At 60.9% G+C, this 22,412-nt stretch carries 16 protein-coding genes and 4 tRNA genes; 14 read left to right on the plus strand and 6 right to left on the minus strand.

The features are described from left to right. Positions 1-5: 5 nt before the first annotated feature. Together V3W40_RS30395 and V3W40_RS30400 are read right to left on the minus strand one after the other, a co-directional pair. Entirely contained in the window at positions 6-1,448 is a 1,443-nt protein-coding gene (locus V3W40_RS30395; protein WP_330216262.1) for an ATPase domain-containing protein, read from the minus strand. Positions 1,449-1,521: 73 nt separating this feature from the next. Further along, entirely contained in the window at positions 1,522-2,913 is a 1,392-nt protein-coding gene (locus V3W40_RS30400) for an aldehyde dehydrogenase family protein (protein ID WP_330216263.1), read from the minus strand. Positions 2,914-3,016: 103 nt separating this feature from the next. On the opposite strand from V3W40_RS30400, the gene ptrR reads away from it, so the two are divergent. Continuing rightward, positions 3,017-3,889, plus strand: a complete 873-nt coding sequence (gene ptrR, locus V3W40_RS30405) for a putrescine utilization regulator PtrR (protein ID WP_074847328.1) — start codon at positions 3,017-3,019, stop codon at positions 3,887-3,889. Between the two features lie 398 nt (positions 3,890-4,287). Here ptrR and V3W40_RS30410 read toward each other — a convergent pair whose 3' ends face one another. Beyond that, complete coding sequence (locus V3W40_RS30410; RefSeq protein WP_074847327.1) at positions 4,288-4,497, minus strand: hypothetical protein; 210 nt, start codon at positions 4,495-4,497, stop codon at positions 4,288-4,290. A 112-nt stretch (positions 4,498-4,609) separates the two neighbouring features. Further along, positions 4,610-5,806 carry an amino acid aminotransferase gene (locus V3W40_RS30415; protein ID WP_065925082.1) on the minus strand — a complete coding sequence of 399 codons (1,197 nt, stop codon included), beginning with the start codon at positions 5,804-5,806 and terminating at the stop codon, positions 4,610-4,612. Between the two features lie 342 nt (positions 5,807-6,148). On the opposite strand from V3W40_RS30415, the gene uvrB reads away from it, so the two are divergent. The 13 genes from uvrB to V3W40_RS30480 all read left to right on the plus strand — a co-directional run bounded on the left by uvrB (position 6,149) and on the right by V3W40_RS30480 (position 18,069). Further along, a complete protein-coding gene (uvrB, locus tag V3W40_RS30420) occupies positions 6,149-8,164 on the plus strand; it encodes an excinuclease ABC subunit UvrB (protein WP_065925083.1) in 2,016 nt (671 codons plus the stop codon). Between the two features lie 403 nt (positions 8,165-8,567). After that, the gene (gene gltX / locus V3W40_RS30425) at positions 8,568-10,049 is read left to right on the plus strand and encodes a glutamate--tRNA ligase (RefSeq protein ID WP_065925084.1); all 1,482 of its coding nucleotides are present in this window, start codon (positions 8,568-8,570) and stop codon (positions 10,047-10,049) included. Between the two features lie 147 nt (positions 10,050-10,196). Continuing rightward, positions 10,197-10,272: transfer RNA gene (locus V3W40_RS30430), tRNA-Ala, on the plus strand. Between the two features lie 78 nt (positions 10,273-10,350). Further along, positions 10,351-10,426, plus strand: a tRNA-Glu gene (locus tag V3W40_RS30435). Positions 10,427-10,476: 50 nt separating this feature from the next. Further along, positions 10,477-10,552 (plus strand) — tRNA-Ala (locus V3W40_RS30440). A gap of 80 nt (positions 10,553-10,632) precedes the next feature. Continuing rightward, a tRNA-Glu gene (locus V3W40_RS30445) sits at positions 10,633-10,708 on the plus strand. Positions 10,709-10,891: 183 nt separating this feature from the next. Further along, entirely contained in the window at positions 10,892-11,431 is a 540-nt protein-coding gene (locus V3W40_RS30450) for a TetR/AcrR family transcriptional regulator (protein WP_027604060.1), read from the plus strand. Between the two features lie 14 nt (positions 11,432-11,445). Further along, positions 11,446-12,279: an alpha/beta hydrolase gene (locus V3W40_RS30455; RefSeq protein WP_330216264.1), complete on the plus strand. Its 834-nt coding sequence runs from the start codon at positions 11,446-11,448 to the stop codon at positions 12,277-12,279. Positions 12,280-12,318: 39 nt separating this feature from the next. Further along, positions 12,319-12,753, plus strand: coding sequence for an acyl-CoA thioesterase (locus V3W40_RS30460; RefSeq protein WP_065925086.1), 435 nt, complete (start codon positions 12,319-12,321; stop codon positions 12,751-12,753). A gap of 55 nt (positions 12,754-12,808) precedes the next feature. Then, positions 12,809-13,768 (plus strand): tRNA dihydrouridine synthase, encoded by a 960-nt coding sequence (locus V3W40_RS30465; protein WP_137212883.1) that lies wholly within the window; start codon positions 12,809-12,811, stop codon positions 13,766-13,768. Between the two features lie 489 nt (positions 13,769-14,257). Then, a complete protein-coding gene (locus V3W40_RS30470) occupies positions 14,258-15,688 on the plus strand; it encodes a hypothetical protein (protein ID WP_330216265.1) in 1,431 nt (476 codons plus the stop codon). 97 nt (positions 15,689-15,785) lie between these two features. Continuing rightward, positions 15,786-16,742, plus strand: a complete 957-nt coding sequence (locus V3W40_RS30475) for a hypothetical protein (RefSeq protein WP_330216266.1) — start codon at positions 15,786-15,788, stop codon at positions 16,740-16,742. Between the two features lie 70 nt (positions 16,743-16,812). Next, positions 16,813-18,069: a hypothetical protein gene (locus V3W40_RS30480; RefSeq protein ID WP_330216267.1), complete on the plus strand. Its 1,257-nt coding sequence runs from the start codon at positions 16,813-16,815 to the stop codon at positions 18,067-18,069. 3 nt (positions 18,070-18,072) lie between these two features. On the opposite strand, the gene V3W40_RS30485 is transcribed toward V3W40_RS30480, so the two are convergent. Together V3W40_RS30485 and V3W40_RS30490 are read right to left on the minus strand one after the other, a co-directional pair. After that, positions 18,073-21,351, minus strand: a complete 3,279-nt coding sequence (locus V3W40_RS30485; RefSeq protein WP_330216268.1) for an EAL domain-containing protein — start codon at positions 21,349-21,351, stop codon at positions 18,073-18,075. A gap of 66 nt (positions 21,352-21,417) precedes the next feature. Next, on the minus strand, positions 21,418-22,308 hold the full coding sequence (locus V3W40_RS30490) for a LysR family transcriptional regulator (RefSeq protein ID WP_330216269.1): 891 nt from the start codon (positions 22,306-22,308) through the stop codon (positions 21,418-21,420). Positions 22,309-22,412 lie beyond the last annotated feature (104 nt).

Consider the following 22,412-nt stretch of genomic DNA (forward strand, 5'->3'; position numbering starts at 1 on the left):
AAGACTTAAAAAGCTGAACCAGGCAGCGCTGAATTGGATGCAACTGAGGGGGCATTTGTTGAAACCTTTCTTAAGTCAACGGCTTGGTCACGGATCACCACCTCTAATAATGAGGGGTCATAAAAGCTGTCTCTGACCTTAAGAATGGAAAGCGTCCTTCTAAGTTCAGACTGAATCTCGAAGAAACGCATAAGCATGAGGTTGTCGGCAATGCTCGACAGTTCAGACGCGGGGGAAGTGACCTCCGAGCCGAACAGATCATGCATCTCCCACGTGGCGAAGACCGTGACGCCCCTGGCGCGCAGTTCGTTCATCAGTGCGCTGTAGAAATCGGTGATACGTGCCGGGTTGTTGGAGACGCGGGTCATGCCGCTCAAGCTGTCGATGAACAGGCGCTTGATGCCCTTTTCCTCGACAAGGCGCAGCAATCGCGCGCCAAGCCCGTCCAGCAGGCCTTCGGTGGTGGGCTGCCAGGCGATGGTCAGTGCGCCACTGTCTTCCATCTCCTGGATATCGATGCCCAGGGATTGGCCTTTGAGCCGCAGGCGCTGAGGGCTTTCGTAGAAGCCGAAGTGCAGGCCGGGAGCGTCTGCCGTCGATTCCGAGAGAAACTTGAGGCCCAGGGTGGTCTTGCCAATGCCCGACGGCCCCATGACCAGGGTCACGCTGGAACTGTGCAGCCCGCCGCCGAGGATGCCGTCCAACGAGCCGATACCGCTGGCGATGCGCGTCAGGTCGGCGCTGTCGGGTGCGGACGGGCGGCCATAGAGGCTTTCCAGGCGTGGGTACACCACCAGGCCGTCGTCGTTGATTTCACACTCGTGCAGGCCGGTGAGCGCGCCGCTGCCGCGGGTCTTGCGCAACTGGATACGGCGCACGGAACGGGTGCCGAACAGTTCCTCACCCATTTCGATCACGCCATCGACCATGGTGTGCTCGGGACTGCCGTCATCCAGGCGTGAGCTGGTGAGGAACAACACCGTGCAACCGGCGAAGGCGGCATGCCCTTGCAGTTCTGAAATGAATTTTTTCGTGTCGATCGGCGAGTCGGCCTTGGAACGCGCGTTCAACAAGCCGTCCACCACCATGACGGTGGCCCTCTGCCTGCTGATCTCACGCCTGAGCAGCTTGACCACTTCGTCGAGGCCTTCGTTTTCCAGGGTGTCGAAGGCGCTGACAAACTGGATTTCGGCGCCGACACGGGAGGCGTCAAAAAAGCTCAGGGTAGAGAGGAACTGGAAAAGGCGGTCGTGGGATTCCGCCAACAACGTGGCAACCAGGACTCGGCCGCCATTGCGCGCGTGATGAAACCCCAGCTGGTTGGCAAGGATGGTTTTACCTGAGCCGGGGCGGCCCTGAATGATGTAGGACGCCCCAGACACCAGCCCTCCCTTGAGCAGAGCGTCCAGCCCTTCGATTCCGCTTTGAAGGCGATTTAGCTTTTCCACAGTGCGATCCTGACCCTAAAAACATGCTGTTAAGCCGAGTGGACAGAATGCTAACGCCATTTGTTCACTGCTGCTACTTGCGATCCAGCCATACGGTCTGCGCATTGCAGAATTCGCGTAGGCCAAAATGCGACAACTCGCGCCCGAACCCGCTCTTCTTCACGCCGCCAAACGCCACCCGAGGGTCGGACACGCTGAACGCATTGATGAAGATCCCGCCGGTTTCCAGCTGGTTGGCGATGTCGCGGGCCTTGGCCGGGTCGGTGGTGAAGAGGCTGGCGGTGAGGCCGAACTCGCTGTCATTGGCCAGGGCCACGGCGTGGTCGGCATCGCGGGCGGTGATGATCGACGCCACGGGGCCAAACAGTTCCTGCTTGAACGAGGTCATCTGGTCGGTGACGTCGGCCAGTACGGTCGGCTCATAGTAGTTGGCGACACCGGCAACTTTGTGGCCGCCCAGCAGCAGGGTGGCGCCTTCTTCCAGGGTGGCCTGGACCTGGCCGTGCAACTCGTCGCGCAGGTCGAAGCGCGCCATCGGGCCGACGTAGGTGCTGGCCGAGGTCGGGTCGCCCATCACCAGCGCGCGGCTGGCTTCGACGAACCTGGCGGTGAAGGCGTCCACCACGCCGGCTTCGATGATCAGGCGCTTGGCGGCGGCGCAGACCTGGCCGCTGTTCTGGAAGCGGCCGATGACGGCGGCCTGCACGGCGGCGTCGAGGTCGGCGTCGTTGAGCACGATGAACGGGTCGGAGCCGCCCAGTTCCAGCACGCACTTCTTCAGCGCAGCGCCGGCCTGGGAGCCGATGGCCATGCCGGCGCGTACGCTGCCGGTGAGGGTGACGGCGGCGATGCGCGGGTCGGCGATGGCGGTGGATACGCCGTCCTGGGTCACGTTGATCACTTCGAACAGGCCTTCAGCGAATCCGGCCTTCTGCAACGCCGCTTTCATCATGTACGCGCTGCCCATCACGTTCGGCGCGTGTTTGAGCACGTAGGTATTGCCGGCGAGCAGGGTCGGCACGGCGCCACGCAGCACTTGCCATACCGGGAAGTTCCACGGCATCACGGCGAGGATCGGGCCCAGCGGGCGGTATTCGATGTGGGCGCTGCCGTTGTCCACCAGGGTGGGTTCCGGGGCTAGCATGGCCGGGCCGTGGGCGGCATACCACTCGCTGAGCTGGGCGCATTTTTCGATTTCGGCGCGGGCCTGGGTGATGGGCTTGCCCATTTCCAGGGTGATCATCTGCGCCATTTCTTCGGCTTGATCGCGCAGGGCGCCGGCCAGGGCCAGCAGCAATTCGGCACGCTGGCTGACCGGCTGGCGGCGCCAGGTGCGGAAGGCGGCGGTGGCACGGTCGAGGGCGGCGTCCAGTTGCGACGCGGTTTCGTAGGGGTAGCTGCCGACTGTTTCGCCGGTGGCGGGGTTGATCGACAGGGCGTGGGTCTGGTGAGAAATAGCGTTCATGGCACCGTCCGGCTGAATGAGTGGAATGGGTTCAGCCTACGGGGATGCATGTTTTCTGGAAACTGAATAATATTGAGCAATACGTTCACGATTGGAGAATGACTTGGATCTGGTGCAGCTGGAAATCTTCAAGGCCGTTGCCGAGCAAGGCAGCATCAGCGCCGCCGCGCAGTTGATTCATCGGGTGCCGTCGAACCTGACCACGCGCATCAAGCAACTGGAGCAGGATTTGGGCGTGGAGTTGTTTATCCGCGAGAAGAGTCGCCTGCGCCTGTCGCCCGCCGGATGGAATTTCCTCGGCTATGCGCGGCGTATTCTCGACCTGGTGCAGGAAGCCCGCGCGACGGTGGCGGGGGAGGAGCCCCAGGGCGCGTTTGCTCTCGGCTCCCTGGAAAGCACGGCGGCGGTGCGCATCCCGGCGCTGCTCGCGGCCTACAACCAGAAGCACACCAAGGTCGAGCTGGACCTGAGTACCGGGCCTTCAGGCACGATGATCGAGGGCGTGTTGTCGGGACGGCTGGCGGCGGCGTTCGTCGATGGGCCGGTATTGCATGCCACCCTGGAAGGCGTGGCGGTGTTCGAGGAGGAGATGGTGGTGATTGCGCCGTTGCACCACGGGCCGATCACGCGAGGGCAGGATGTGAACGGGGAGAGCATCTACACCTTTCGCTCCAACTGTTCCTACCGGCACCATTTCGAGCGCTGGTTCGCACAAGACGGCGCGGTGCCGGGGAGGATCTTCGAGATGGAGTCCTACCACGGCATGCTCGCCTGCGTCAGCGCCGGGGCCGGCCTGGCGCTGATGCCACGCAGCATGCTGGAAAGCATGCCGGGGTTTACCACGGTGAGCGTGTGGCCGCTGACGGACAGTTTTCGCACCCTGCATACCTGGCTGATCTGGCGCCGTGGGACGGTGTCGCAGAGTTTGAACAGTTTTGTGAAGTTGCTGGAGGAACAAGGCTTGACGCTGGCGTAGATCGCCACCGCGCAAATCCTGTCGCTACCGCACCTCGCGTAGATACCTTCTTGTCCACCACCACGCAAACCCGTAGCAGCTGTCGAGCGCAAGCGAGGCAGAGGCCTTGATGTGATTGGCGTTCGTAGCAGCTGTCGAGCCTTGGCGAGGCTGCGTCGGTCGCGACTCGGTCCTGAGTCGGCAGCGCGCCCGACGCAGCCTCGCTTGCGCTACGGGGGTGAGGCCTTGGTGTGATTGGCGTTCGTAGCAGCTGTCGAGCGCAAGCGAGGCTGCGTCGGCCGCGACTCGGTCCTGAGTCGGCAGCGCGCCCGACGCAGCCTCGCTTGCGCTCGGCAGCTGCTACGGATTGGATTTACGCGGTGTTGAAGAAGGCGGGATTTACGAGGGTGAGGCGAGATTCAGCCACCGAACTGGAAGGTGCCCATGGCCAATTTGGCCATGATCGCGGTCGCGCCCAACTGCACCAGCCACAACGCCAGGCCACCCAGGAACACGCCCAACGCCACTTGCAGCACCAGGCTTTTCTGGCGCTTGGCTTGCGGCGCGCGCGGGGTGAAGTGCTCCTGGTCGTCGGGGTCGGCGTGCAGGTTCAGGTCGTCGTTTTTCATAGGGCTCTCACAACAAAAGGGCAATCGGTGCTCAGTCTAGGGGAGCAGGGTATTTTCCGACAGGCATTAAAAAAGGGAAGCCACGGCTTCCCTTCGTATAACGCCGTCAGGCTTATAGAACCTGAACAATCGCCTTTGTTACCGCAGCAATGTTCGACTGGTTCAACGCCGCCACGCAGATACGCCCGGTATCCAGCGCGTAGATACCAAACTCGCTGCGCAGGCGGGTGACTTGCTCAACGGTCAGGCCGGAGTAGGAGAACATCCCTCGTTGGCGACCGACGAAGCTGAAGTCGTGGCCCGGAGCAGCCTTGGCCAGCTCGGCAACCATCTGCTCACGCATGCCACGGATGCGCAGGCGCATCTCGGCCAGTTCGGCTTCCCACTGGGCGCGCAGCTCAGGGCTGTTCAGCACCGCGGCAACAATCGCTGCGCCATGGGTTGGCGGGTTGGAGTAGTTGGTGCGGATCACGCGCTTGACCTGGGACAGGATGCGCGCGCTTTCTTCCTTGGAGTCACCGACGATGGACAACGCGCCCACACGCTCGCCGTACAGGGAGAACGACTTGGAGAACGAGCTGGAGACAAAGAAGGTCAGGCCCGATTCGGCGAACAGGCGCACGGCGGCGGCGTCTTCGTGGATACCGTCGCCAAAGCCCTGATAGGCCATGTCGAGGAACGGCACCAGGTTCCTGGCCTTGACCACGTCCAGCACGTTCTGCCAGTCGGCCGGGCTCAGGTCGACGCCGGTCGGGTTATGGCAGCAGGCGTGCAGCACCACGATGGACTGGGGCGGCAGGGCGTTGAGGTCTTCGAGCAGGCCGGCACGGTTCACGTCGTGGGTGGCGGCGTCGTAGTAGCGGTAGTTCTGCACCGGGAAACCGGCGGTTTCGAACAGGGCGCGGTGGTTTTCCCAGCTCGGGTCGCTGATCGCAACGACGGCGCCTGGCAGCAATTGCTTGAGGAAGTCTGCACCCAGCTTCAGGGCGCCGGTGCCGCCTACCGCTTGTACGGTGGTGACGCGGCCAGCGTTCAGCAGTGGCGATTCAGCGCCGAACAGCAGGGTCTGCACGGCCTTGTCGTAGGCGGCGATGCCGTCGATCGGCAAGTAGCCACGGGCGGCGTGTTGCGCCACGCGAATGGCTTCCGCTTCGGCAACGGCACGCAAGAGTGGAATCTTCCCCTCCTCGTTGCAGTAAACGCCCACGCCAAGGTTGACCTTGGTGGTTCGTGTATCGGCGTTGAATGCTTCGTTGAGGCCCAGGATTGGATCGCGTGGTGCCATTTCGACAGCGGAGAACAGGCTCATTTTGCGGCAGCTCTATGGGGGAAGGGAGGGACGTGTCGCGCTCCAGCCGAATGCACTAGAGCGGTGCACAAACGGGGAGCTAGTATAGAGGCCATCACCGCTGAGGGCGACAACCGAAACGGCTTTTCGGCCAAGTTTTTCGGTTTATTTGCCGACCGTTAGTCTTATTGCAACATTGATCAACCACGGCAGACAGGACGATTGCCTTGAAACCCGTCACATTCGCCACCACTTCTACAGCTATCATGGTTTTTTCCTACGACCCGCTCTGAAACTTCGCGGGTTGTGGTCTTTTTCGTCCCCGACGGGTTTACAGTCTGGGGTGACTTCAAGAGGTACGTTATGTCGGATTTCCAACTAGTCACCCGCTTTGAACCTGCCGGCGACCAGCCCGAGGCCATTCGCCAGATGGTCGAAGGCATCGAGGCCGGCCTGGCGCACCAGACGCTGCTCGGGGTGACCGGTTCGGGCAAGACCTTCAGCATCGCCAACGTGATTGCGCAGATCAACCGCCCCACGCTGGTGCTGGCCCCGAACAAGACCCTGGCCGCGCAGTTGTACGGCGAGTTCAAGGCGTTCTTCCCGAACAACGCGGTGGAATACTTCGTTTCCTACTACGACTACTACCAGCCCGAAGCGTATGTGCCGTCCTCCGATACCTTTATCGAGAAGGATGCGTCGATCAACGACCACATCGAGCAGATGCGGCTGTCGGCGACCAAGGCGTTGCTGGAGCGCAAGGACGCGATCATCGTCACCACGGTGTCGTGCATCTATGGCCTGGGCAGCCCGGAAACCTATTTGAAGATGGTGCTGCACGTCGACCGCGGCGATAAACTCGACCAGCGCGAGCTGCTGCGCCGCCTGACCAGCCTGCAGTACACCCGCAACGACATGGATTTTGCCCGCGCCACCTTCCGCGTGCGTGGCGATGTGATCGACATCTACCCGGCCGAATCCGACCTGGAGGCGATCCGCATCGAGCTGTTTGACGATGAAGTCGAGAGCCTGTCGGCCTTCGATCCGTTGACCGGCGAAGTGATCCGCAAGCTGCCGCGCTTCACCTTCTATCCGAAAAGCCACTACGTGACCCCGCGCGAAACCCTGATGGGCGCCATCGAGGGTATCAAGGTCGAGCTGGCCGAGCGCCTGGAGTACCTGCGCGCCAACAACAAGCTGGTGGAAGCCCAGCGTTTGGAGCAACGCACGCGCTTTGACCTGGAGATGATCCTCGAGCTGGGCTACTGCAACGGCATCGAAAACTACTCGCGCTACCTCTCGGGCCGTGAGTCCGGCGCGCCGCCGCCGACCCTCTACGACTACCTGCCCGACGACGCACTGCTGGTGATCGACGAGTCCCACGTCAGCGTGCCGCAAGTGGGCGCGATGTATAAGGGCGACCGCTCGCGTAAGGAAACCCTGGTGGAGTACGGCTTCCGCCTGCCGTCGGCACTGGATAACCGGCCGATGCGCTTCGACGAGTGGGAAGCCATCAGCCCGCAGACCATCTTTGTGTCGGCCACGCCGGGCAACTATGAGGCCGAGCATGCCGGCCGTGTGATCGAGCAACTGGTGCGTCCCACCGGCCTGGTCGATCCGGAAATCGAAATCCGCCCGGCGCTGACCCAGGTGGATGACCTGTTGTCGGAGATCCATAAACGTGTGGCCCTGGAAGAGCGGGTGCTGGTCACCACGCTGACCAAGCGCATGTCCGAAGACTTGACCGACTACCTCGCCGACCACGGCGTGCGCGTGCGTTACCTGCACTCGGACATCGACACCGTGGAGCGCGTGGAAATCATCCGCGACCTGCGCCTGGGCACCTTTGATGTGCTGGTGGGCATCAACCTGCTGCGCGAAGGCCTGGACATGCCGGAAGTGTCGCTGGTGGCAATCCTCGATGCAGACAAGGAGGGCTTCCTGCGCTCTGAACGCTCGCTGATCCAAACCATCGGTCGTGCGGCGCGTAACCTCAATGGCCGGGCGATTCTCTACGCGGATCGCATCACCGGTTCCATGGAGCGGGCGATTGGCGAGACGCAACGCCGTCGCGACAAGCAGATTGCCTTCAACCTGGAAAACGGCATTACGCCCAAGGGCGTGTTCAAGGACGTTGCCGACATCATGGAAGGCGCCACCGTGCCGGGCTCGCGCAGCAAGAAGCGCAAGGGCATGGCCAAGGCCGCCGAGGAAAGCGCCAAGTACGAAAACGAACTGCGCTCGCCGAGTGAGATCACCAAGCGGATTCGCCAGTTGGAAGAGAAAATGTACCAGTTGGCGCGGGACCTGGAGTTTGAAGCTGCGGCGCAGACTCGGGATGAGATTGGCAAGTTGCGTGAGCGGTTGCTGGCTGTCTGATCTGCGGTGACTAGACTGGCCTCATCGGGGCATAGGCATCTACACAACTCTTAAAGGCTGACACATAAGTCTGTGGTGAGCGGGCTTGTCGAATCGTCGCACCGCCCGCGCTGGGCTGCGAAGCAGCCCCAGTAAAGAAGAACGCGGTGTATCAGGCACTCTGTAGAGGCTGGTTTTGGGGCTGCTTCGCAGCCCAGCGCGGGCGGTGCGACGATTCGACAAGCCCGCTCACCACAGAAGCCTAATTGCCATAGATTCCGTATTCACTGGAAGTTGTGTAGATACCCATGCTCATCGGGGGCTTGCCCCCGATGGCTGCGCCTCGGTTTTCCAGAAATCACCCAGGCTGTTACCATTCGCCCCTTGTTTCAATTTCAGTTATATCGCCCATTCGAGACCTGCCATGACCACCGTCCGCACGCGCATCGCGCCATCGCCTACTGGGGATCCCCACGTCGGCACTGCCTACATCGCCTTGTTCAACTACTGCTTTGCCAAGCAGCACGGCGGTGAATTCATCCTGCGGATCGAGGACACCGACCAACTGCGCTCCACCCGTGAGTCGGAACAGCAGATTTTCGATGCCCTGCGCTGGTTGGGCATTACCTGGGCCGAAGGCCCGGACGTAGGCGGCCCGCACGGTCCGTATCGCCAGAGCGAGCGCAGCGACATCTACAAGCAGTACACCCAGCAACTGGTCGACATGGGCCATGCGTTCCCATGCTTCTGCACCGCTGAAGAACTCGACCAGATGCGCGCGGAGCAACAGGCCCGTGGCGAAACCCCGCGCTACGATGGCCGCGCATTGCTGCTGTCGAAAGAGGAGGTGGCTGCCCGCCTGGCCGCCGGTGAACCTCACGTTATCCGCATGAAGGTGCCGAGCGAAGGCGTGTGCGTGGTGCCGGACATGCTGCGCGGTGATGTCGAAATCCCGTGGGACCGCATGGACATGCAGGTGTTGATGAAGACCGACGGCCTGCCGACGTACTTCCTGGCCAACGTGGTCGACGACCACCTGATGGGCATCACCCACGTATTGCGGGGTGAAGAATGGCTGCCATCGGCGCCGAAGCTGATCCTTCTCTACGAATACTTCGGCTGGGAACAACCGCAGCTGTGCTACATGCCGCTGCTGCGTAACCCGGACAAGAGCAAGCTGTCCAAGCGCAAGAACCCGACCTCGGTGACGTTCTACGAGCGCATGGGCTTCATGCCTGAAGCGATGCTCAACTACCTGGGCCGCATGGGCTGGTCGATGCCGGACGAGCGTGAGAAGTTCTCGCTGCAGGAAATGGTCGATAACTTTGACCTGTCCCGCGTGTCGCTGGGCGGGCCGATCTTCGATATCGAGAAACTCTCGTGGCTCAATGGCCAGTGGCTGCGTGATCTGCCGGTGGAAGAATTCGCCAGCCGCGTGCAGCAATGGGCGCTGAACCCTGAATACATGATGAAGATCGCGCCACTGGTGCAGGGCAGGGTGGAGACGTTCAGCCAGGTTGCCCCGTTGGCCAGCTTCTTCTTTGCCGGTGGTGTGAACCCGGATACCAGGCTGTTCGAATCCAAGAAGCTCTCGGGCGATCAGGTGCGCCAGTTGATGCAACTGATCCTGTGGAAGCTGGAAAGCCTGCGCCAGTGGGAGAAGGATGCGATCACTGCGACGATCCAGGCAGTGGTGGAATCCCTTGAGTTGAAATTGCGCGATGCCATGCCGCTGATGTTTGCCGCGATCACCGGGCAGGCCAGTTCGGTGTCGGTGCTGGATGCGATGGAAATTCTCGGCCCGGACCTGACCCGTTTCCGCCTGCGCCAAGCCCTTGATTTGCTTGGTGGTGTATCGAAGAAAGAAAACAAAGAGTGGGAAAAGCTGCTGGGCGCTATCGCTTAAGCAGTCCGTTGCAGCGACGAAACCCAGGTTTTCCGGGGTTTCGTCGGTAAGTGATTGTTATCCCGGCAAAAAATTTTGGAAAATGTTGAAAATAAATTTGACACCTTTCCAAACCGCCATTAAGATTCGCCCCGTCCTCACCGATGAGGGGCTATAGCTCAGCTGGGAGAGCGCTTGCATGGCATGCAAGAGGTCAACGGTTCGATCCCGTTTAGCTCCACCAATTTACAGGTTCAAGGTCTGGCCACACCGTCCTTGAATCGATCAGCTCTCAGCGCTGGTCAGTTGTACAGAAGGTTTTGTCCCCTTCGTCTAGTGGCCTAGGACACCGCCCTTTCACGGCGGTAACAGGGGTTCGAGTCCCCTAGGGGACGCCAGTTTCAACAAGCAGTTCGAAAGGTCTGCTGCGCCGCGAGGCGAAAAATCCGGGGCTATAGCTCAGCTGGGAGAGCGCTTGCATGGCATGCAAGAGGTCAACGGTTCGATCCCGTTTAGCTCCACCAATTTACAGGTTCAAGGTCTGGCCACACCGTCCTTGAATCAGATCAGTTCTCAGCGCTGATCAGGTGTATAGAAGGTTTGTGTCCCCTTCGTCTAGTGGCCTAGGACACCGCCCTTTCACGGCGGTAACAGGGGTTCGAGTCCCCTAGGGGACGCCACGATTACCCGCTCTGCGGGATTTTTAAGGGTCATTCAATTATTGAATGGCCCTTTTGTTTGTCTGGCGTTTGGCCAATTCTCTCCCCCCCATTCCCTTTGCTTTGCTGACCAGTGGTCATGCTTGTCGCTTGCCAAATATTATTATGGTAATAATATTCAACCCATGAAAGTCGGAGGCAACGATGAGCGATAAAAAAGCGCAAACCCGCGAACGTATTCTGCAAGCCGCCAGCGCTGCATTGACCCAGCGTGGTCCGGCCGAGCCTAGTGTGGGCGAAGTCATGGGCGCGGCGGGGCTGACCGTCGGTGGTTTCTACGCACACTTTGAAAGCAAGGACGCCTTGATGCTGGAGGCGTTCACCCAGTTGTTGGCGCGGCGGCGTGCATCTATCGACGATATGGACGCACAGCTGACGGGAGAAGAGCGCAGGGGCCTGGTGGCGGCGTTTTATCTGTCACGCAAGCACCGCGATTCAACAGTCCAGGCATGCCCGATCCCGGCCACAGTGGGCGAGATGGCGCGGCTGCCGGACGCCTTCCGCGAGGCGCTGAGCGAGCATGTGGAACTGATGGCGGCCCAGCTTGCCGCGAGTCCCGAAGACACTGACAAAGCCTTGGCTGATATGGCGTTGATGATCGGCGGGCTGGCCTTGGCGCGTGCCCTGGGGCCGGGCGAGTTGTCGGACCGAGTGTTACGCGCGGCCAAGTCGGCTGTGCGTTAGAAGAGGGTGCGAGGATGGGCGCGTTAACCTGGATTCGTCGCTTCAACGGCACCGTTGGACACCTGGCACCGCAAACCGTGGCCAACAAGATGCGGCGTGCCTTCATGACGCCACGCGACCTGCCGCCACGTGACTGGGAGCTGCCGCTGCTGGCGCAATCGGAGCGCATCACCTTGCGTTTCGGTCTGTCGGCCCTGCGCTGGGGCCAAGGCCCTGCGGTGTTGTTGATGCACGGCTGGGAAGGCCGGCCAACCCAGTTCGCCAGCTTGATCAGCGCGTTGGTAGGCAACGGTTACGCCGTGATTGCCCTGGACGGTCCGGCCCATGGTCGTTCGCCGGGACGGGAAGCTCACGTGCTGCTGTTCGCCCGAGCCATGCTGGAGGCGGCTGCCGAACTGCCGCCGCTGCACGCCGTGATCGGGCATTCCATGGGCGGCGCCAGTGCGATGCTGGCAGTGCAGTTGGGGCTGCGTACCGAGGCGTTGGTGAGCATCGCCGCCCCGTCGCGCTTCCTGGATGTGCTGCGCGGCTTTACCACGATGGTCGGTCTGCCGGCGCGGGCACGCTCGGCGTTTATCCAGGAGGTGGAGCTGGCGTTCGGAATGCCGCTCAAGCACTTGGATGTGGCGCACTACCAAATGAACATCCCTGGCCTGGTCGTGCACGCCGAGGACGATACCTTTGTTCCGGTCAAGGCATCTCAAGCCATCCACGAAGCCTGGTTCGACAGCCGCCTGCTGCGCCTGGAGCAGGGCGGGCACCAGAAAGTGCTGGCCGATCCCCGGGTGATCGAGGGCGTACTGGCGCTGTTGGCCGGCCGTCGTCTACAGGACCGGCAAACCGCCTGATACACTGCTCCCGCCGACATCAATCGACTGGAGCAAGGCATGGGCTGGGATTTGGCAACGCCGTTTATCATCGATCTGCAGGTCGCCCCTGAAGACATCGACGGCCTGGGGCACGCCAATAACGCGGTGTACGTGTCCTGGCTCGAGCGCTGCGCCTGGCGCCATTCGCAGCGTCTGGGGCTGGACCTCACCGAGTACCGCCGCCTGGACCGTGCCATGGCCGTGGTGCGCCATGAAATCGATTACCTCGCGGCAGGCTACGAAGGCGACGAGCTGCAGTTGGCCACCTGGATCGTCGATTGGGACCGGCGCCTGAAGATGACCCGTCGTTTCCAGCTGGTACGCCCGCGTGACGGTGCCACCTTGCTGCGGGCTCACACCACCTTTGTCTGCATCGAATTGTCCAGCGGCAGGCCCAAGCGCATGCCGGCCGAATTTCTCGACGGTTATGGTCCCGCCCTGACAGGGGGTTAACGGTTGCCGCGGGAAACCCAGTAAACTGCGCCACGATTTTTGTTGAGTGTTTTCCATGCAAATTGCTTTGGCGCCCATGGAGGGGTTGGTCGACAACATCCTGAGGGACGTGTTGACCCGCGTGGGCGGTATCGACTGGTGCGTGACCGAGTTCATCCGCGTCAACGACCGCTTGCTCACCCCCGCGTATTTCCACAAGCTCGCCCCGGAACTGCTGCACGGCGCCCACACCGCAGCCGGTGTGCCGTTGCGCGTGCAATTGCTCGGTTCCGACCCGGTATGCCTGGCGGAAAACGCCGCCCTGGCCTGCGAGCTGGGTTCCGAGGTGATCGATCTGAACTTCGGCTGCCCGGCCAAGACCGTCAATAAATCCCGCGGCGGTGCGGTGCTGCTCAAAGAGCCGGAGCTGCTCAACCGGATCGTCGAACACGTGCGCCGTGCCGTGCCTGCCCATATCCCGGTGACCGCCAAGATGCGCCTGGGCTTCGACAGCCCGGATGGCGCGCTGGTGTGTGCCACGGCCCTGGCCGAAGGCGGTGCGGCGCATATCGTGGTGCATGCGCGTACCAAGACCGATGGCTACAAACCGCCCGCCCACTGGGAGTGGATTCCGCGTGTGCAGGAGGTGGTCAAGGTGCCGGTGTTCGCCAACGGCGATATCTGGAGCGTCGAAGACTGGCGGCGCTGTCGGGAGATCAGTGGTGTCGAAGACATTATGCTCGGTCGCGGCCTGGTGGCGCGCCCGGACCTGGCCCGGCAAATCGCCGCCGCGCGTGCAGGCGAAGACGTCGTGGAAATGACCTGGGCGCAAATGCAACCCATGCTCCAGGACTTCTGGACCCAGTCGGTCGCACAGTTGACCGAGCGCCAGGCCCCTGGCCGGTTGAAGCAGTGGCTGGCAATGCTGACGCGCAACTACCCCGAAGCTGTCGCGCTGTTTACCGCGTTGCGCCGCGAGACCGAACTGGAGCAGGTCAGCCGGTTGTTGGGGATGGATACTCCGGTCGCAGCCTGACCTCTTAAAGCGCTGTGTCGAACGCCTGATATGTTTCACAGAAGGCTCCTTGTCGAAAGACAAGGAGCCTTCTGCGTTTAAAAGTCTTTGGATAATGACTGAATCATTCTGCATGTTTTGGTGACTGTTCCTGCGACGCTTTGATGATGGCGGGTGGATGTTCTGTGCGTGTGAATTATCACAGTTCAACTATTAGTGGTGTATTCAGTTATGTCTCTTAATTGCATGTCCAGCACTTTATGTGTGGGTATGTCTGTTAGTGCGGCGCCGGTGTGCGATGAATCAAGGTTTTCTTGGAATGACCATGGGGTAAAGTCTGAAAGTTCGCGTTGGTTTCCTTATGTGAGGCGCGATTTCTGGAACTCGATAGTCTCACGCTCCACGAAGTAGGGACTGTAAGGCAGCGCTGTTGTTTTCCAGTATCTATAAATCCTATCGCCACTCCTGGTGTTAACCGCCGGGGAGGGGCGCCCACTAAGGAGCGTATTTATGTCCATCTCGATTAATGGTTCACCCTCTGTAAAGGTTGAGACCCCGCGTCACCACTTGCTGCCATCGACACCTCTTAAAACCAATGAACCGCTGAGTTCTTCCAAGGCGGATCCAGTATGGATTTCGCCTGCGCTTCGGCCTGACGTCGCCCGAGCGCCTCACGGTGAAATGATGATCAACGCCGGAGCATTTTCAAAATTGTTCGACATGCTTGAGCAAGTCTTCAAAACCATGCGTGAGATGGTGTCGGTGAGAAACATGACGCCTGCCCTGACCACACATTCCGATAAAACACCCAAGCACACGCCGGATATGACGACGCAGCTGAAAGTGAAGGCAGATCCCGCACAGTTGACGGCGGTCATGTCGGACACGACGACCCAGTTGAAAGCCAAGGCAGATCCAGCCAAGTTGCCGCAGGCCGCGCCGGCCATGATGACGCAGCTGAAAGCAAAGGCAGAACCCGCTCAGTTGACGGCGGTCACGTCGGATGCGACGACCCAGCTGAAAGCAAAGGCGGAACCAGCCAAGTTGCCGGGCACCACCCCGGACCTGGCGACCCAATTGAAAGTGAAGGTGGAACCAGGCACAACGCCCACGGCTACATCGGATACGACGAACCAGCTGACAGTGAAAGTCGACAAAGGGACGCTTCAGTCGGTCCCTGTGCCCCGTGTCAACGTGAGCAACGACTCGAATGCGCAGGTCAAGGTGGAACTCAATATCGGCAATTGTCACTGTCCTGATACCCATGTGGAGCGCGACGGAGGACGGGTCAATCCTCCTTCGGTGCCCACCCCCGGGGTGACTCCACAACCCGATGCCAAGGTGCCGCCCATCAGGCCTGAGGTACGGCTTAATGCTCACCCGGTGCACAGGCTCGACGTGACTCCACGGCACGACACCAAGATGCCGGACAACAGGGCGACGGATACGAAGCTGCCGGACACCAAGTTGCCCGGTACCAAGGTGCCGGACACCAAGGTGCCAGACGCCAAGGTGCCGGACACCAAGGTGCCGGACGCCAAGGTGCCGGACGCCAAGGTGCCGGACACCAAGGTGCCAGACGCCAAGGTGCCAGACGCCAAGGTGCCAGACGCCAAGGTGCCGGACACCAAGGTGCCGGACGCCAAGGTGCCGGACGCCAAGGTGCCGGACACCAAGGCTCCTGACGCCAAGGTGACACCACCCTCCAAAGCCAAGTCTTCAGGCATCCATCCTGGCGCGCTGCACCGGCTTGAATCGACGCCCCTGCCCGGAACTACACCGCGACCTGACACAAACACCGTGACCTCGACCGATAACAGGCAGAAGGATATTCCCGATCAGCCAAAGCCCGAAGCGGACGTCACCAGTCCTGGCCCTGCTGAAAATGAGACTGACTTCAAGGGGTGGGCCTTTATCAACCGTCGTCGGTTAGGAAACTGATTCCTGCCATTACGTCGAAACTTCTTGGATAAATAAAACGGTGTTTCTCCGGGCGGCACAGCGCTTGGAGAAATACTCAGAAAGTGGAGTGAACACCATGTCGTATTGTTCGATTCATAATATTGCGCGCGTAGTGAATGTTCGTCTGGCGTATAACAGAAACTTGCCGGCGGCCGTCAACGAACCTGCACCTTCCTATCGATTTAAATCTATCGAGTTTGGCACAGGCGCTGCATCTGTTACCGCAGGCGGGCCACGCGGTCAGGCGGCGATAGGAGCCGATCCAGATCCGGCTGCCAGCGTTATTACGTTGTTCACTTCGTTTTTTACGCAGTTATTTAATCTTCTAACGAGTAAAACGGATAAGTTGGTTCCCGATAGTACGCCGCGCCCTCAGGTAAATCCGACCGTCGAGCCCGTCGTGCCGCCGGAGCCGCAACCCAAACAGTATGTGCCTATACCGAACCTGTCGGATAAACGTAATGGCGCAAAACCTGACAATATCTGGAGTGGGTTTCGTCAAGGCCCGGATGGTAACTGTGTCACGGTATCGGCCATCAAGGCAGCCATGTACAAGTTCGGCCAAAGTCCAACGGATATCTATAAAGAGGTGAGCAAGACAAGTGATGGTTACCGGGTGACGATGCGCGATGATTTTGTACTTAACTTGACGGATCAAGAGTTAAAAATTGGCGCCGCGGCTTCGCGTTTTATCGGCCGTGATAAAGGCATGCTCAAGGACGCGCAATTCCTGTTCGCCGTCAGTGCCAAGCGTGCACAGATGGAAAACAACGACGGCTGGGCGAACCGCAGTTATACCGCCGGAGTGAGAAGCTTGAACAATGGTGAGGATGAGTATGGGCCTGGCGAGGGTTTCCTGCGTCTGGGCCTCAGGAAGCACATGAAGAGGGTGAGTGTGCGAGATCTCGCCAGGGGGCAGCTGGGCATGTGCAATCGAGCCTTCCATTCCGTGGCGGTGATCAATGGCCGCGAAGAGATGTATGGGCGCCAGGGTTCCGCACCGACCCGTGGGGACGCCATCGCATTGGTGTGATGTGCGCGTGCAAGAGGTGCGGCCAGTGCCCTGGCTGTACGTTTTCGTCCAGCCTTGAGTGAGCAGTCCGATGAACACTTTGATTGAGGGGCATCGCACGGTCATGGCAAAACGGCTGCCTGAGCATGGTTCAAGTATTGTCCGCTCCGGGGCCGGGATGAGCCTTGATGGGCCCGTGAATGCATTCGCAGCCGCCGAGCGTCGATTCGGCGAAAATAGGGACTGCAGTACTCACGTGGCGGTTATCAAACTGATGATGATGACCCTCGGCCCGCGTCCCTCCGATGTTTTCCAGCAGGTAACCCAAGCGGGTGAAGGTTATGCCGTCACCATGAAGGATCAATACAGGGTGCATGTGTCCCAGGCAGAGCTTGAGCAGGTCACCCGGGCGTCAAGGTTCACAGGGCAGGACCCTGATGCGCTGAAGCACGCCAACTTCATGTTGGCGGCCTTTGTAAAGCGCAAGCAGCAACTGGGCGGCTACGCGACGTTCGGTGCTGCCCTGGCGAAGAGCCTTGAGGGCGAGACAAGCAAGCGTTGCCTGGAGGGAATGGGCGTGTATGGGTTGTCGCGATGGGTTGCCGCTCGCGACATGGTCGGCAGGGATTTGGCCTGGGTCCGCCAGACCCATGACTTCGGAGCGGCGCTCGTGGTGGGCGGCGCCAATCACACGCACGGCGAAGGTTACGGTTATGTGCTGTTTGATGATCGTGAGACGCCACCGCAGCGTGACAGGGGCCTGGCTCAGGTATCGGAAAGTATCCGGCACGCCGATATCTGGAGCGGTTTTTATCAAGGTGTGGAGGGCAATTGCGTGACGGTGTCGGCGATCAAGGCGGCTATCACCCGTTTCCCCGAAGGCATCTACACGGCCATCTACAGAACGCCAGCCGGATGCGAAGTGACCATGCGTGATGGCTTCCGGTTGCGCTTGAGCCATGAGGAACTGAGGCAGGCTACCGCCGCGTCGAACTTCTATGGCAGCAACCCGGTATTGCTGGATTACGCCAACTTCCTCTATGCCTGCAGCGCCAAGCGGGCGCAGTTGGAGAACAACGATTTCCGTGCGGGGAGAAGCTTTTCGGCGGCCCTGGAAACCCTCAACGATGGCGAATACCCCGGTGAGGCTCTCCAGCGCCTGGGCCTGTTCGGTTACATCCGTAACAGCACTGTCGAGGAGTTGGTCAACGGTGCAATCGGTACGATTGCAGACGGTTGGCATTCCGTGGTGGTCGTCAAAGGGATGCTGGACCTGTATGGGCAAAAGTACGCCTTGAACGAGTCGCCCTGGCGGCGCAAAACGCTCACTGCGTTGAAGCTGGTGTAAGGGCTAGCCCAACAACCGCCGAAATCCTTCGATCGGCAGTGGCCGACTGTGCAAATACCCCTGGAACAAATGGCAGCCCAGCTTTTGCAGGAAGGCCAATTGCTCCGGGGTTTCCACGCCTTCGGCAATCACCGTCAGGTTCAGGCTGCGGGCCATGGCCACGATGGCGCGGATGATTTCGGCGTCGTTGGGGTCATGGGTCGCGTCGCGTACGAAGGACTGGTCGATCTTCAGCGCATCCACCGGCAGGCGTTTGAGGTACGTCAGCGATGAGTAGCCGGTACCGAAGTCATCCATGGCAAAACTGACACCGAGCTTTTTCAGGCGGCGCATCTTCGCCACGGTGTCGTCCAGGTTCTGAATCACGATGCCTTCGGTGATTTCCAGTTTCAGCAGGTTGCAGGGCAGTTGATGCCGCTTGAGGCTGCGCTCCACCCGTTCGACAAAGTCGTTCTGGCGAAACTGCCGGGGGCTGATGTTCACGCACAGGCTGAAATTCAGCGGGTCCACCAAGCCTTCGGCAATCAGCTGTGCAAAGGCGGCGCAGGCCTCGTCGAGGATCCAGGTACCCACTTCGAGGATCAGGCCGCTGTCTTCCAGGACCTTGATGAATTCGGACGGCGACTGCGCGCCCAACTGCGGATGCTGCCAACGCACCAGGGCCTCGGCGCCGACGATCTTGTTGCCGCGCGCATCCACCTGGGGCTGGTAATGCACGCTGAACTCGCCGCGTGACAGGGCCAGGCGCAGGTCGGTTTCCATGCGCAGGCGCTCGCTGGCGGCCTTTTGCATGCTGTTGTGGAACATCTGCGTGGTGTTGCGCCCCGAATCCTTGGCCCGGTACAGGGCGATGTCGGCGCGCTTGAGCAGGTCCGCCGGGGTCGTGCCATGGTCGGGAATCAACGCCACGCCGATGCTTGGCGTGACCTGCAGGCGATGGCCATCGAGGAACATCGGCTCCGAAAGCAATTCGCGCAGGGTATCGGCCAGTTCCTGCACCTGGGTGCTGACTTGAGTGCGCGTACCATCCAGGCCGCTGAGCAGTACCACGAACTCATCGCCGCCCAGGCGCGCCACCGTGTCCTCCATGCGCACGCTGGCTTCCAGGCGCGCGGTGACGATTTTCAGCACGGTGTCGCCCACCGGGTGGCCGAGGGAATCGTTGATGTGCTTGAAATGGTCGAGGTCGAGAAACAGCAGGGCACCGCGCAGGTTATGGCGCTTGAGCAAGGCGATCTGTTGGCTCAGGCGATCCATCAGCAGCGCGCGGTTGGGCAGGTTGGTCAGCGGGTCGTGATAGGCCAGGTGACGGATCTGCGCCTGGGCGTTTTTCAGCAGGCTCACGTCCCGCGCGGTCAGCAGCAGGCACGGGGTTTCATTGAGGGTGATCGGCTCGACCGAGACTTCTACCGCCAATACGTCGCCGCGCTTGTTGTGCCAGAGCATTTCCAGGTGAGGGATGCGCCCTTTGATCTGCAATTCGGCCAACAAGGCGGAACGCTGGTTTTCATCGGCCCAGATGCCGATCTGGTACAGCGTCAGGCCGATGGCTTCTTCGGCACGGTAGCCGGTGAGGCGGCAGAAGCCATCGTTGACCTCCACATAACGGCCGGTGTCGCGCTCGGTGATGGAGATGGCGTCGGGGCTGGAATGGAAGGCCTTGGCGAATTTTTCCTCGCTGGCCTTCAGCGCGGCCTCCGAGCGTTGTTGCTGGGTGATGTCGCGCAAGGTGGTGACGATGCACGGCTGGTCGCCCACCTTGATCAGCCGGCTGGAAATCATGCAGGTCAGGGTTTGGCCGTTCTTGTGGTGCACCACGATGGCCACATTGCTCAACGCCTGGTCGCGAATCACCTGTTCGATACGCTGCAGGCGCTTGCTTGACTCGTCCCACAGGCCGATCTGCTCGGCGCTCTTGTCGATCACCTCGGCCGCCGTCCAGCCAAACGTCTGGGTGAAGGCGGGGTTGATCTCGATGAACCCGCCACTGTCCAGGCAGGTGACGCAGATGGGATCGGGGCTGGCCTGGAACAGGCTGGCGAACTTTTCTTCGGAGGCGGTCAGGCGTTGTTCGCGTTCCACCTGGTCGGTGATGTCCAGCAGGGTGCCGGCCATGCGCAGCGGCGCCCCTTGCTCGTCGCGGTAGAGGCGGGCGCGGCTTTCCAGGTAGCGCGAGCTGCCGTCTTCCACTGGCACGCGGTAAGTGAGTTGGTAATTGCCGGCCGGGCCTTCGCGCAGGGTGCGATAAGCGTTGCGCATGTTCTCGCGCTCTTGCCTGGGCATGCCCTCGAAAAACGCCTCGAAGGATTCATGGAAGGGCTCGGGTGGCAGGCCGTGCAGTTGAGCGGCGCGGGCCGAGCCGTAGAGCATGCCGGTGGGGATATGCCAGTCCCAGGTGCCCAGTTGCGCCGAGTCCAGGGCCAGGTCCAGGCGCTCCTGGCTGTCCTTGAGGGCATTTTCGGCGTTTTTGCGCTCGGTGGTGTCGAGAAAGGTGCTGAGCAAATAAGCCTCGCCCTCCAGTTCGACCTTTTGTGCACTGAGGGTGCCATCGTGGATCTGGCCGTTGCTGGCGCAGAACTGCACTTCCATGGTGATGGGTTCACCCTTGCGCTGGGTGGCCAGGACCAGCTGCGCACGTTGTTCGGGGTGCCTCCACAGGCCCAGGTCCAGGGTGCTGCGGCCGATGGCATCGGCCACCGGCCAGCCGAAGAGCATCTCGAAATACTGGTTGGCTTCGCTGATCAGGCCGTCGGACTGGCGGGTCAACAACACCATGTTCGGGCACAGGTGAAACAGCGTGGCGAAGCGTTTTTCGGAATGGCTGAGGGCGTGCTCACGCTCGCGCTGGCGAGTGGTCTCGCGGATCACGCCGATCATACGGCGCCGGCCGGCCTTGTCCGGTGCCAGGCTGCCATTGATCTCCAGCCAGTGATGAGTGCCGTCCGGCCATTGGATGTGATGGTGCATGGCCTGCTCGAACGGCTCGCCGGCCAGCACCGCATGAAAGGCCCGTACCACCCGGGAGCGATCCGAGGGCGCCAGCAGGTCGAGGTAGTCCAGGTCCTTGGGCAGTGGTTGGCGCGAGTCGAAGCCGAACAGCGCCTGGGTGCCCCGTGACCAGCTGATACGGCCCGTGTCGATTTCCCAGCACCACGCGCCCAGCCGGGCAGCATTCAGGGCTGCCAGCAGTTGCGGGGCGCTGTCCCAGCTTTGTTCCGCCTGCTGGGGGTCCAGGGCGTAAATGCGGGGCAGGGGTGGCACAGGGTCGACAGGGTTGCGCATTATCAAAGGGCCTTGGCTCGATGGGCAAACAACGCGGTTTTATTCACAACCTGGGGCCGCACGGCGTCATACCGGTATCACTGGCAGATCCACCTGTGCATCCAACAGGCTCATGAACGCCCGCGCAGCGTTCGACAGCGTCCTTTCGGTGTGCACGATATAGCCTAGCTGGCGACTGAGTTGTATGCCCGGCAAAGCGATACTCGCCACCTGATCATCGAGCATGGTGCGCGGCAAGACGCTCCAGGCCAGGCCGATGGAGACCATCATCTTGATGGTTTCCAGGTAGTTAGTACTCATCGCGATGTTCGGCGTAAGGCCCTGGGCCTCGAACAGTCGGCTGACAATATGGTGGGTAAAGGTATTACCGCCAGGGAAAACCGCCGGGTGGCCGGCAATATCGGCCAGGCTGACGTTGCGGTTGCCGGTGAGGCTGTGCTCCGGCGCCACCACGAAATCCAGCGGGTCGTCCCACACCGGGGTGGCGCGTACCAGGTGATGGGGGGCGGGCGCCAGGGTGATCACTGCCACTTCGGCGCGGCCGTGGAGGATTTCTTCGTAGGCCACTTCCGAATCGAGAAACTGAATATCCAGCGCCACATTCGGGTATTCGCGGGTGAAGGTACGCAGGATCGGTGGCAAACGATGCAGGCCGATATGGTGGCTGGTGGCTAAGGTCAGGCGGCCGCTGACTTCTCCGGTGAGATTGGTGAGGGCGCGGCGGGTGTCGTCCAGCACGTTGAGAATCTGATAAGCGCGCGGCAGCAAGGCCCGGCCGGCTTCGGTCAGGCCGACTTCACGGCCCAGGCGATCGAACAGTCGCACCTTCAATTGCTGTTCCAGGCCGGCGATGCGCTTGCTGATGGCCGGTTGGGTCAGGTGCAGGCGTTCACCGGCACCTGAGAAGCTGCCGGTCTCGGCGATGGCAATAAAGGCATTGAGGTTGGCCAGGTCCATGGGTGTATTCCAGTTGGTAATCCAAAGCATAAAAAATATGAATTTGAGTTATTTAATGTAGCGCCATACCATCAGCCTCACAAGCCAAAGGGTTATTGAAAAGC

It is taken from the genome of Pseudomonas sp. AM8, from assembly GCF_036346475.1.
GTDB classification, from domain to species: domain Bacteria; phylum Pseudomonadota; class Gammaproteobacteria; order Pseudomonadales; family Pseudomonadaceae; genus Aquipseudomonas; species Aquipseudomonas marginalis.